Origin of the sequence: Spiroplasma diminutum CUAS-1 (genome assembly GCF_000439455.1) — a bacterium.
Lineage (GTDB): Bacteria > Bacillota_I > Bacilli_A > Mycoplasmatales > Mycoplasmataceae > Spiroplasma_A > Spiroplasma_A diminutum.
The window spans coordinates 1-13,555 of sequence record NC_021833.1; the positions used below are offsets into that span (position 1 = coordinate 1).

Genomic DNA, 13,555 nt, shown 5'->3' on the forward strand with positions numbered 1-13,555 from the left:
ATGACTAATACAGCTTTATGAAAAGAAATAAAAAAATGATTAATCTCATCTGACATAATCGAACCAAATATATACGAAGATTATATTAAAAATGATGCTTCAATCGAAGACCTTACAGATAATCAAAAAGCTATAGTTGTTAATAAAGATCTTTCCAAATATTATTTAGAAAATATAAGTCATGAAATAAAAGAAAAAATTAGTACAATATTAAAATTGGATATGTCTATTTCTTTTTTTACAAAAGATGAATTTAAAAAGGAAAAGAAAATAACAGAAATTATTATTAAAAAAAATAAAAAAAATAACAATTCAAAAGAATTCATATTTAATAGTTTTATATTAGGAAAAAGTAATAGTGAAGCCTATAACGCTTCAAAAGCAGTAATTAACAACTTGGGAAATAAATGAAATCCTCTATTTATTTATGGGGAATCAGGATTAGGGAAAACGCATTTACTAAAAGCAATAAATAACGAACTTAATTTAATAGATGAAGAATTAAATGTTAAATATTATGCATCTAATGATTTTAGAAAAGAAATATTAGATGCATTATTAGGTGGTTTTAAAGAAATAGAACAAACTAAAGATGAAATGAATGCAATTGATGTTTTATTAATAGACGACATCCAATTCTTAGCAAACAGTGGTAAAACAAATGAAATATTTTTTAATATATTCAATAGTTTTATAGAAGAAGGAAAACAAATAGTTATAACTTCTGACAAATTTCCAGAACATCTAAATGGTTTTGATAAAAGATTAGTGTCAAGATTCAATCAAGGTTTAAGTGTAAAAATAGAAACACCGGATTTTGATACAGCAATAAAAATCATTGATTATAAAACAGAAATATCAAATTTAAAATTAGATATTGATTCAAAAAGATTCATTGCTTCTCATTTTGGTACCGACGTTAGAAAAATTGAGGGAATTATAAATAAAATTGAGTTTAAATTAATTCAAGAAAAAGATTCAATAGGAGAAATAATAGAACTAGAAACTATACAGAAGTTATTGGAAGATTATTCATTTGCTCCTGGTGGTGAAATAACCGTACAGAAAATCAAAAATGTTGTAGCTCAAAATTATGGTATTAATGTTAAGTCTATAGATGCAAAAAATAAAGTTTCTAATGTTGTTTTAGCAAGACATGTATCAATGTATTTAACAAACGAACTAATGAAGAAAAATTATTCTGAAATTGGAATACTATTTGGTGGAAAAGATCATACAACTGTTATAAATGCTTGTAATAAAGTAAAAAAATCTTTGGCAGAAGATAAAATCTTTAAAAATGTATTGAAAAAAATAAAAAAAGAAATTGTTTCTTAATTTGTTTTTATAAAATGTAATAAAATTTCTAAAATATGTGTTTATTATTTAGGTTTGATTGAGTTATACACATTTTAAGAGCATAATAATAATATAAATAATTAATAATAAATATGGAGGTTTTCAAATGTTTTTCAGTGTTAATAGACTAGTACTTATTGATGAAATTAATAAATGTAATAGGATCATTGATCCTAAAATTCCTACACCAAGTTTATCTGGAATATTATTAGAAGTAGAAGCTGATAAAATTTCTTTAGTTTCTTCTAATAGTTCTGTTTCAATTAAAACAGTAATTGATATGGGAAAAAGTGATTTACAAATTAAAGAAACTGGAAATATTTTAATTAGAGGTAAATATTTTTTAGAAATATTAAAAAGAATGGACGATGATATTATTAATATTTCAAGTGTTGAAAATAATTTAGTTTCTTTATCCGGAGAAAAATCAGAGTTTTCATTAAATATTTTAGATTTTAGTGATTATCCTAGCATTGGTTTTAGAGAAAAGGGAGATACTGTAACTGTTAACAATATTGATCTTAAAAAGAGTCTTAATCAAACAATTGTTTCTGTAAACGAATGAAATCAAAAAATAGTATTAGCTGGCCTAAACTTTTCTCTTGATAACTCAATGTTTTATATAACTGGTACTGATGGTTTTAGAGTTTCAAGAAAAAGAACAAATGTTTTAAATGAAATTCCTGAAAAATTTGAAACTAATATTCCACATAAGAGTATTTTAGAATTAATAAAATTACTTCCAGAAAAGGGAGAATGTAAAATTGTTTCAATAGATAGTCATGTAACGTTTATTATTAATAATACAATTTTTCAAACAACAATTTTAGAAGGACAATTTCCAAATGTTAATGCTGTATTTCCAACAGATTTTAATACAACATTATATATGGACAATAAAAAATTCTTTAAATTAATATCAAGAGCTGATATTCCAAGTGAAGATAATGCTTCAACAGTTGTGAATCTTATTTTAAATAATGATAGTATTTTTATTAAATCAAATATTCATCAAATAGGAAGTTTTGAAGAAGTATTTAAAGAATTTGAATTAAAGGGATTGGATGAACAAAATATTTGTTTTAATTCAAAATATTTAATTGATTCTTTAAAAACATTTGAAACTAAAAATATAGAAATAAATCTGATTGATTCAAAAAAACCAATAGTTATTTCTTCATCTGAAGACATGAACTTGAGTCAAATAATTTTACCGATGTTTTCAAATTAACTAATAAGTAAAGTACCTTTCACCGACTTAAATGATATAATTAAGTTCGTGAGAGGTATTTTATTATGGAAAATAATAAGTATGGAGCTAGTCAAATTCAAGTTCTTGAAGGATTAGAAGCTGTTAGAAAAAGACCTGGTATGTATATTGGAAATACTAATAAAGTGGGTCTTCATCATATGATTTGAGAAATTTTAGATAATTCTGTTGATGAAGCATTAGCAGGTTTTTGTGATGAAATATCTATTTTTATTACCGATGAAAATGAAATAATAATAAAAGATAATGGAAGAGGAATTCCGGTGGATATTCATCCTAAAACAAAAAAAACTACATTAGAAACTATTTTTACAGTTTTACATGCTGGTGGGAAGTTCGATGAGTCTACTTATAAAGTATCAGGTGGACTACATGGAGTTGGTGCTTCAGTAGTAAATGCATTGTCTCTATATGTTGAAGCAATGATTTCAAGAGATGGAAAAATATATCAACAAAAATTTTATGATGGTGGAACTAAAGCAACAGAAATAAAAGAAATTGGAATTTCTGACTCAAATGGTTCTATTATAAGATTTAAACCTGATCCAGAAATTTTTAAAGAAACAACAGAATTTGATTTTAAAATAATTCAAAATAAAATAAGACAATTAGCTTTTCTAAATAAGAAACTTAAATTAAATTTATATGATCAAAGAAATGATAAATTTTTGACTTATGTTTTTGAAGATGGAATTAAAGATTATATAAAAGAAATTAATAGTGGAAAAGAAAAAGTACATGATGAAATTTTTTATGTATCAAATAATTTAAATGATATTGAAGTTGAAATTTCAATTCAATATAATGAAACATACGATGAGAATGTCTTTTCATTCTGTAATAATATTTTTACTTCTGAAGGTGGTTCACATGAAGAAGGATTTAAAACAGCTTTATTAAAATCTATTAATTCATATACAAATGATTTAAAAAATTTTAAAGGAAACAAATTTACTTGAGATGATTTAAAAGAAGGAATTGTTTCAGTAATTTCAATTAAACATAGAGATCCTTTATATGAGGGACAAACAAAAGCTAAATTATCAAATCTTGACGCAAAAGAGTCTGTTGCAGAAATTTTAAATGAAGGGTTTAAAGAATTTTTACTTAAAAATCCAAATGATGCAAAAAAAATTATTGAAAAAATTTTAATTTCTCAAAAAGCAAGAAAAGCTGCTCAAAGAGCAAGAGAAGATACTAGAAGAAAATCAGCAATTGATAATTTCTCACTTCCTGGAAAATTAGCTGACTGTGAATCAAAAAATATTGATGAATGTGAATTATATCTTGTAGAGGGAGATTCTGCTGGTGGAAGTGCAAAAACTGGAAGAAACAGAAAAACTCAAGCAATACTTTCTTTAAGAGGAAAAGTATTAAATGTTGAAAAAGTAAAGCAATCAAAAGTATTTGATAATAATGAAATTCAATCAATAATTGCAGCTGTTGGAGTCGGAGTAAAAAATGATATCAATCTTAAAAAATTGAGATATGGAAAAATTATTATTATGACTGACGCTGATGTGGATGGTGCTCATATTCGAGTTTTACTTTTAACTTTTTTCTATAGATATATGAAGGATTTAATTTTAAATGGTAATGTTTATATTGCTCAACCACCATTATATAAAATTGATGCTGGAAAAAATAATGTTGACTATGCATACAATGATTTAGAACTTGAACAATTAAAAGAAAGCAAATATAACGAATTAAAATATACAATTCAGAGATATAAAGGACTTGGAGAAATGGATCCAATTCAATTGTGAGAAACTACAATGGATCCTGAAAGAAGAACTATGATTCAAATTAAAGTAGAAGATGCATTTTTAGCAAATGAAGTTTTTTCTAGTTTAATGGGAGAAAATGTTGACTTAAGAAAACAATTTATTACAGAAAATGCGCAATTTGTAGAAAATATAGATATTTAAAAAAGAAAGGGTGTACTAAATGAATGATATTAAACATGGTCGTATTTTAGAAATTGATATTAAAAATGAAGTAGAAAAAGATTTTTTAGAATACTCAATGAGTGTTATTGTTAGTCGTGCCCTACCTGATTTAAAAGATGGATTAAAACCAGTTCATAGAAGAATTATTTATGCTATGAATGATTTGAAAATTACATCTGATACACCACATAAAAAATCTGCACGTATTGTTGGTGAAGTAATTGGTAAATATCATCCACATGGTGATTCATCAGTTTATGAAGCAATGGTTAGAATGTCGCAAGATTTTTCATATAGATATCCACTTGTTGAGGGACATGGTAATTTTGGTTCTATTGATGGTGATGGAGCTGCAGCTATGCGTTATACTGAAGCAAGACTTTCCAAAATCACTTCAGTATTATTAAAAGATATTGATATGGATACAGTTCCGTTTATTGATAATTATGATGCTTCTGAAAAAGAACCAAAATATTTAACAGGATACTTTCCAAATCTTTTAGTAAATGGTGCAACTGGTATTGCTGTTGGTATGGCAACCAATATTCCACCTCATAATTTAAGAGAGATAATTGGTGCTATTGTTGCTTATATAAAAAATGATCAAATAACAATTGATGAAATTTTAACTTATATTAAAGGCCCTGATTTTCCAACAGGTGCTCTTATGACAAATGGTAAGAGCATGATAGATGGATATAAAACAGGAAAAGGAAATCTTATAATAAGGTCAAAAATTGATATTGAAGATACAGGAAAACATCAAAGAATTGTTATAAGTGAGATCCCATATCAAACAAACAAATTAAAAATAGTTGAAAAAATAGCTGAACTTTATAAGAATAAAATTATAGGTGGTATATCAGATATTAGAGATGAATCAAACTATGAAGGGATTAGAATTGTTGTTGAACTTTCAAAAAATTCAAATCCACAATTAATAATTAAAAAACTTTATAAGTATACTAATTTGCAATCAAGTTTTGCAATTAATATGTTGTCACTTAATAATGGAATTCCTGTTGTTTTAAATATAAGAGATATTATTAAATTTTATGTAAAACATCAAATTGAAATGATTCTTAAAAGAAGTGTTTTTGAAAGAAATAAATTAAATTCAAGATTACATATTTTAAATGCAATTAGAGTTACGTTAGATCATATTGATGAAATTATAAAAATAATTAAAGAATCAAAAACAACAGAAATAGCAAATGAAAAATTATTTGAAGCATTTGGTTTTGATGATAAACAATCAAAAGCAATTTTAGATATGAGACTTCAAAGATTGGTTGGTCTTGAAAGAGAAAAAGTTGAACTTGATATAAAAAATATTGAAATTAGAATTTCTGAACTTGATGAAATTTTGGCTTCGAAGGATAGACAAAATAATTTATTAATTGAACAGCTTGAAGATATTGCAAAAAAATTTGGTGATGATAGAAGAACAAAAATTATTGAAGAAGATGAAACACAAATTGATGAAGAAGAATTAATTCAAGATTCACAAATGCTAATAACTTTATCTGGAGAAGGATATATTAGAAGATTATCCAATGAAGAATTCAAAACACAAAAACGTGGAGGTAAAGGTGTAATCATTAATAGTAATCAAGATGATAATATTGTTATTGCAAAAGTTGGTAAAACTAAAGATGATGTCTTGTTTTTCAGTGATGAAGGAAAAGTTTATAGAATTAAGGCATACAATATTACACAATTTTCTAGAAATGCACGTGGTGTTCCAATAATCAATTTTATAGGAATAAATTCTTCAGAAAAAATTACTTCAATTTTATCTTTAAAAGATAAAAAAAATATTTATAAATATTTATTATTTATAACTCAAAATGGAGTAGTTAAAAAAGTTGAAATTGAAGAATTCAACAGAATTAATAATTTTGGAAAAATTGCTATTAACCTTGATGAAGGAGATAAATTAGTTTCTGTTATTCCAACAGTTGGCGAATCAGAAATCTTAATTGCATCTCAAAATGGAAAAATAATTAAAGTTAATGAAAATGATTTCAGACCAATGTCTAGATCTTCTAGAGGTGTTAAAGGTATGGGATTAGATAAAAATGATGTTGTTGTTTCTTCATGTTCAAGTTATAAAAATGAATGTGTTGTAACAATATCTGATAAAGGAATTGTAAAAAAAACACTTATAAGTGAATATAATATTTTTGGTAGAGGTGCTAAAGGTGTTGTTGGAATGAAATTAAGTGACAAAACAGGAAAATTTAAATCTGTATTGCCAATAAGAGAAACAGATGAAATCTTAATGATTTCATCAAAAGGTAAAGCAATTAAAATTGGAGCTCAGGATATAAATCTTCAATCAAGAAATTCAACAGGAGTAATTGGATTTAATTTGGATGAAGATGAATATATAACAGCTGCGACATTAGAATGAAACAAAGGTGAATAAAAATGTTAGATATAAATAAAATTGAAATTGATTTTGACAAAGTTTATTCAAACTTGAAAAAAAGAAATAAAGATTTTAAAAACGAATTAGATGAAGTTGTTAAATTAAATTCACAAAGAAAAAAAATTACTTTTGAAGTGGAAGAACTGAAATCTGAAAAAAATAAAATGTCAAAAGAAATTGGGAATTTAGCAAGAGAAAATAAACAAGAAGAAATTGAAAAAATAAAAAATTCAGTTTCAAAAATAAATTTAAAAATTGAAGAACTTGATATAGAATTAAAAACTATAAATGATGAATTAAATCTAAAATTAAGTTATATACCAAATATTCCAAATGAAAATATTCCATTAGGAATTGATGATAATGATAATATTGAGATTAAAAAATGGGGATCTGAAAATTTAAAAAATAACGGAGAAGCACATTGAGAAATTGCTTCAAAACTTAAACTAGTAGATTTTGAACTTGGATCTAAATTATCTGGATCTAGATTTGTTGTGTATACAAATAAAGGCGCAAAAATGATTAGAGCTCTTACAGATATTTTAATTACTAGACATACAAATAATGGTTATAAAGAAATGTGATTGCCATTAATTGTTAATAAAGAAAACATGTATGGAACTGGACAACTTCCTAAATTTGAAGAAGATGCATATAAATTGGATAATCAATATTTAATCCCTACTTCAGAAGTTCCATTAACAAATACAGTAAGAGATAAAATTTTAGATAAATCAGAGTTACCAATATATTTAACTGCATTTACACAATGTTTTAGAAGAGAAGCTGGAAGTGCAGGAAGAGATACAAAGGGATTAATAAGATTACATCAATTTAATAAAGTTGAAATGGTAAAAATTACAGATAGTGAATCATCATATGAAGAACTAGAAAAAATGTTATTAGATGCTGAACACTGTTTACAATTATTTAATCTTCCTTATAGAGTAGTTGAATTATGTGGTGGCGATATTGGTTTTTCATCAGCAAAAACATATGACTTAGAAGTTTGATTTCCAAATCAAAATAAATATAGAGAGATATCTTCATGTTCAAATTGTTTGGATTTTCAGGCAAAGAGAATTATGACAAGATATAAAAATGAACATGGAAAAAACGAATATGTTCATACACTTAATGGATCAGGATTAGCTATAGATAGATTATTTGCAGCAATAATGGAAAACTATTATGATGGTGAAAAGTTAATACTTCCTGAAATTTTAAAACCATATTTTGAAAATCAAGATTTCTTAAAATAATGTTTCACGTGAAACATTATTTTTTATAGAATTGTTTCACGTGAAACAATTCTATAAAAAATAAATTTATTAATTAGACTTAAAAAATGATATTATATAAATGTCATTGTAAGGGTGACGTTCGAACTTGGTCAGGACCGGAAGGTAGCAGCCATAAGAATCTAGTGCCTTGTACAGTGACTTTTTTTATTTTTAGGAGATTTTTTAAAATGGAAGATATTTATAGTACACTTCTCAATGAATTAGGAAAATGTGAAAAGAGCAAAGATGTTCCTGTCTCAGCTCTATTACTTAATACTAAAAATGAAATAGTTGCTAAAAGTTTTAATAGTAGACAAAAAAAATATAGTTTTACAAATCATGCTGAGGTGTGTGTTTTAAACAAAATATATAAGAAAAGGAAGACTAAAAATTTATCTGATTATATTTTAATTACAACCTTAAAGCCTTGTTTAATGTGTATTACAATTATTGAGCAAGCTAATATAAAAGAAGTCAGATATTTTTTGGAAAATTTTAAATGCAATTATAATAGAATAGAAACTAAAATAAATTTTGAAAAAATTGGTAGTCAAGAACAATGTAATGAACTAGAAAAATATTTAAAAGAATTCTTTTTAGAATTAAGGAAATAACTAGGTAAAATATTTATGCAAGAGGTATAACTTTTATGGAAAACAAAAAATCACTTTATAGAGAATATAGACCTAAAAATTTTGATCAAGTCGCAGGTCACGAAGGAATTAAAGAAATATTAATTTCTCAAATAAAAACAAATTCATTTGGACATGCTCTATTATTTTCTGGTCAAAGAGGAACTGGTAAAACATCAATAGCAAAAATATTTGCGAAAGTAGTTAATTGTCAAAATTTAGATGGTTATAATCCATGTGATGAATGTTTGAGTTGTAAAGAATTTAATTCTAATTCTCATTCAGATATATTTGAGATTGATGCTGCTTCAAATAATGGAGTTGAAGAGATAAGAAATATAAAATCTAATATTTCATTATTACCGAGTTTTTCAAAATATAAAGTCTATATAATTGATGAAGTTCATATGTTATCTAATTCAGCTTTTAATGCTTTACTTAAAACATTAGAAGAGCCACCTAAACATGTACTGTTTGTTTTAGCAACAACTGAATTTTCAAAAATTCCTGCAACTATAATTTCTAGATGTCAGTTATTTAATTTTAAGAGAATTGCTCAAATATCTCTAGAAAATAAAGTAAATGAAATTTGTGAAAAAGAAGGTAAAAAAATAACACAAGATGCTCTTAATGAAATATATTATATGTCTGATGGCTCTTTAAGGGATGCATTAAATTATTTGGAACAATCAATAACAATATCAACAGAAGAAGTAAATATAGAAATTCTGAAAAAGATATTTTATATTGCTACAAAAAATGAAAAAATTGAAATAATAAGAAATGTTATTGAAGGAAAGACAAAAGAGATTATTTCATATTTTGAAAAGGCAAATAATCAGGGAATAGATTTTCAAACTATGACACTTAGTTTATTAAATATATTAAAAGAAATAATAGAAGTCAAATTAACAGAAGACATTAATTTTTTAGTAAATATAAATGAAAATGATTATGAGTTTTTTAAGAATATTGATATTAAAATATTTTTTGATCTTTCAGATAATATAGCTGATTCATATACAAAATCAAAAAATTCAAATATAAGTTTTCAATATATTTTAATAAATATACTTAAAACAGTTGCTAATAAACAACTTATAAGTGTTTTAAAAAGTAATGAATTAAATGATAATTTTTCAATTATTCATGAAAATAATTTAGAAATTTCTAAAGTAAAAATAGTTGGACCTGAAATAGTTGAACCTGAAATAGTTGAACCTGAAATAGTTGAACCTGAAATAGTTGAACCTGAAATAGTTGAACCTGAAATAGTTGAACCTGAAATAGTTGAAGAGCAAAATATTGAACGCAATAATGAAGAAAAACCAAAATTGGAAAATGAAATTAATGATTTTTTCATTTCAGAAGATGAATCAAAATTTTTAAAACTTCAAATGAAATTGTTAATATCTGAATCTAATTACTATAAAAATATAATCGATTTTACAAATGATCAAATTATTAATGTTCTTGTAGGTGCAAATAAGGAATCTAGAGGATATTATGAAGAAAAATTTAATAATATATTTTCCCCAGAATCTATAAATAATAATTCTGAATATATTCAAAATTTTATTATGTTTTATGGAACAAAAATTACAGCTGCAAGTGCAGACTCTTTAATAATAGTTTCAGAAGAAAGAACTATATCAAAATGAATTAATAATAAATTACAGAATGAAAAAAATAGAAAATTGGTATTTTCATATTTTAAAAGAGAAGTGAAAATAATTTGTTTAGATAAAAAAAGATGAGCTGAAATAAAGATTGATTTTATGGATAGAAAGAATAATAATAAATTGAATAATTATTCAACAGTATCAACAGAAGAATTTTATTCAAACTTAACTTTAAATATTGACGAAGAAGAAAACGAATATTTAAAAAGAGCAAAGGAACTTCTTGGAAATCAAAATATTAAGGTTGTGGACTAATGGATAAAATTGTTGAAGAATTAAAAAAAATTGATGGAGTTACAAAAAAATCTGCAGAAAAAATAATATTTGATTTAATAATCAATAAAGACAAGATTGATATACTTGAAAATATTTTAAAAGATATTAAAAACATTTTTAATGAATGCGAAACATGTTTTTATTTTAAGGAAAATAACTTATGTACATTTTGTGATAATGAAAATAGAAATAGAAATATAATTTGTGTTGTTTCTACAAAGATGGATGCTATTAAAATTGCAGAAAGTAATTATAATGGTATGATTCATGTACTTAATGGAGAAATAAATTTAAATAAAAATATAGGACCTGAAAAATTAAAAATGACAGAATTATTTGTTAGAATTAATAAAGATATAGAAATGTTGCTAGCTTTAAACTTAACTTTTGAGGGTGAAGTTACTTCAAATTATATTGCAAATAAAGCAAAAGGAATTTGTGAAAAAATATCCAGAATAGCTAGAGGAATACCTTTAGGTGGAGTTCTAGATTATATTGATCAAGAAACTTTGAATGATGCAATTTTAAATAGAAAGAAACTTTAAGTTAAGAGGAAATTAATTGTATGATATTTATTTCATTAGAAGGTATTGATGGTTCAGGTAAAACAACCATATCAAAAATGATAAAAGATAATTTGATGCAAAAAGGTTATAATGTTCTTTTGACAAGAGAACCAGGTGGAGAACCACTTGCAGAAGAAATTAGAAGAATCATTCTAGATGAAAAAACTAAAATAAATCCTTGAGCAGAAACCCTTTTATATGTTGCTGCAAGAAAACAACATTTAGATTCAATTATATTACCTGCGCTTAAAGAAGGAACAATTGTAATTTGTGATAGATTTATGGATTCTACTTCTGCATATCAAGGTTATGCAAGAAATATTGGTATGGCTGATGTATCAGAATTACAAAATATCGTTTTAGGTTCAACAAAACCTGATCTAACAATATTTTTTGATATAACTCCAAAAGAGTCACAAATAAGATTGATGAATAGAAAAAGAAGTGCTGATAGAATGGAACAAGAAGATCAAAAATTCCATGAAGCAGTTTACGAAGGTTATCAAATTCTAATATCTGAAAACTCAGATAGAATTAAAGTTGTTGATTCAAGAAAGCCAATTAGTGAAGTTATTCAACAAGTTGATTTTCTAATTGATAATGCACTTAATGAAAGAACTAAAAAATAATGAAAAAAAATGAAGTATTTAAAAATGTTAATGAATTAATAAAGGAAAATAATCTTTATCATTCAATAATAATTTCAAATGACAATCAATTGCAGTTAGAAGAAATTTCATTAGAAGTTATAAGACAAATATATTGTTTTAATAATTCAATTGAAAATGACAATTGTAAATGATGTTTGAAAGTTATTAATAAAAACAATTTAAATACTTTTTTTCTTGGAGATGGAATTTCGAAAATTAATAAAGAAGATATAAAAAGTCTAATTATAAATTTTTCCTCTTCTGGATTAGAAGATAATAAAAATAAGGTTTATGTTATTGCAAATGGTGAGAATTTAAGTGAGAGCGCTTCAAATGCAATGCTTAAATTTTTAGAAGAACCACCAAAAAATACTTATGCTATTATTCTTACAAATGATAGAAATCAAATATTATCAACAATCAAATCAAGATGTAAATTATTTTCTATAGAAAATGAAATTAAAATAGATAATTTTGATTTAGATTTATTTAATATTATTAGAAATAAAAAAAGAGAGATAGTTTTAGAATTTCTAATTCAATTTAAAAAAAGAGATAAACAGGAAATTATTAAAACTCTAAGCGATACTTTACAATTATGTTTAGAATTAAATTTTAAAAAAATACCTGAATTAATTTTGGATTCTTTGAGTGAAATTAAAAACTCTAATTATATTAGTTTAATTTTGGAAAATTTATTTATACAAATATATGAGGTAATTTAATGAAAGTAGTAAACAAAATTTTAAATTATAAAGATCTAAAAATAATTCAAGATAATGATATGTTTAATTTTTGTATAGATTCTGTTTTACTAGCCAGATTTTGAGAACCTTCAAAAAAGTATAAAAATATATTAGAATTTGGAACAAATAATGGAATAATTCCTTTAATACTATCAAAATACACAAAAGAAAATATAACAGGAGTAGAAATTCAAAAGGAAGCATGCGATATTGCAAATGAAAATATTGCCTTAAATAATTTGAATGATCAGATATCTATAGTTAATTCTGATATTAAAGAATTTGTTTTAAATAAAAATAATAAATATGATTTATTATTTTGCAACCCTCCTTTTTTTAAAGTTGGAGATAATTCAAATTTAAATATAAGAAGTGAAAAACTAACTCCAGCCAGACACGAAGTTGCAATAACTCTTGAGGAAATAATTAAAAGTGCAAAGGTTGCTCTCAAAAATGGTGGTAAATTTCTTATGATTCATTTAAGTGAGAGATTAGATGAAATTATTATTCTTTTAAAGAAAAATAATTTTTCTATAAAAAGACTTCAAATTGTTTATACAAAACACAGACAAAATGCAAAAAGAGTATTGATTGAATCAATTAATGATGGAAATAATGGAATGAAAATATTAGAACCTCTTTATATATATAATGAAGATGGAAATTATAATAAAAATATTCTAGAAATGTTTGGTGATTAAA

At 24.3% G+C, this 13,555-nt stretch carries 11 protein-coding genes and 1 other RNA gene; all 12 read left to right on the forward strand.

What is annotated here, in order from left to right:
• Positions 1 to 1,338, forward strand: a complete 1,338-nt coding sequence (gene dnaA, locus SDIMI_RS00005) for a chromosomal replication initiator protein DnaA (RefSeq protein ID WP_020835938.1) — start codon at positions 1 to 3, stop codon at positions 1,336 to 1,338.
• Positions 1,339 to 1,465: 127 nt separating this feature from the next.
• Positions 1,466 to 2,590, forward strand: a complete 1,125-nt coding sequence (gene dnaN / locus SDIMI_RS00010) for a DNA polymerase III subunit beta (RefSeq protein ID WP_020835939.1) — start codon at positions 1,466 to 1,468, stop codon at positions 2,588 to 2,590.
• Positions 2,591 to 2,655: 65 nt separating this feature from the next.
• Positions 2,656 to 4,560 (forward strand): DNA topoisomerase (ATP-hydrolyzing) subunit B, encoded by a 1,905-nt coding sequence (gene gyrB, locus SDIMI_RS00015; protein WP_020835940.1) that lies wholly within the window; start codon positions 2,656 to 2,658, stop codon positions 4,558 to 4,560.
• A 19-nt stretch (positions 4,561 to 4,579) separates the two neighbouring features.
• A complete protein-coding gene (gyrA, locus tag SDIMI_RS00020; protein WP_020835941.1) occupies positions 4,580 to 7,012 on the forward strand; it encodes a DNA topoisomerase (ATP-hydrolyzing) subunit A in 2,433 nt (810 codons plus the stop codon).
• 2 nt (positions 7,013 to 7,014) lie between these two features.
• Positions 7,015 to 8,280 (forward strand): serine--tRNA ligase, encoded by a 1,266-nt coding sequence (serS, locus tag SDIMI_RS00025; protein ID WP_020835942.1) that lies wholly within the window; start codon positions 7,015 to 7,017, stop codon positions 8,278 to 8,280.
• Between the two features lie 95 nt (positions 8,281 to 8,375).
• An RNA gene (gene ffs, locus SDIMI_RS04520) (signal recognition particle sRNA small type) lies at positions 8,376 to 8,473 on the forward strand.
• Between the two features lie 16 nt (positions 8,474 to 8,489).
• Positions 8,490 to 8,915, forward strand: coding sequence for a deaminase (locus SDIMI_RS00030; protein ID WP_020835943.1), 426 nt, complete (start codon positions 8,490 to 8,492; stop codon positions 8,913 to 8,915).
• 35 nt (positions 8,916 to 8,950) lie between these two features.
• Positions 8,951 to 10,870, forward strand: coding sequence for a DNA polymerase III subunit gamma/tau (dnaX, locus tag SDIMI_RS00035; RefSeq protein WP_020835944.1), 1,920 nt, complete (start codon positions 8,951 to 8,953; stop codon positions 10,868 to 10,870).
• Entirely contained in the window at positions 10,870 to 11,436 is a 567-nt protein-coding gene (locus SDIMI_RS00040; protein WP_020835945.1) for a toprim domain-containing protein, read from the forward strand. The genes dnaX and SDIMI_RS00040 overlap by 1 nt, the downstream gene beginning before the upstream one ends.
• Before the next feature lie 20 nt (positions 11,437 to 11,456).
• Positions 11,457 to 12,086, forward strand: a complete 630-nt coding sequence (tmk, locus tag SDIMI_RS00045; RefSeq protein ID WP_020835946.1) for a dTMP kinase — start codon at positions 11,457 to 11,459, stop codon at positions 12,084 to 12,086.
• Positions 12,086 to 12,832 (forward strand): hypothetical protein, encoded by a 747-nt coding sequence (locus tag SDIMI_RS00050; protein WP_020835947.1) that lies wholly within the window; start codon positions 12,086 to 12,088, stop codon positions 12,830 to 12,832. The genes tmk and SDIMI_RS00050 overlap by 1 nt, the downstream gene beginning before the upstream one ends.
• Positions 12,832 to 13,554: a tRNA1(Val) (adenine(37)-N6)-methyltransferase gene (locus SDIMI_RS00055; RefSeq protein WP_020835948.1), complete on the forward strand. Its 723-nt coding sequence runs from the start codon at positions 12,832 to 12,834 to the stop codon at positions 13,552 to 13,554. Before SDIMI_RS00050 ends, SDIMI_RS00055 begins: the two co-directional genes overlap by 1 nt.
• The last annotated feature ends 1 nt before the right edge of the window (position 13,555 follow it).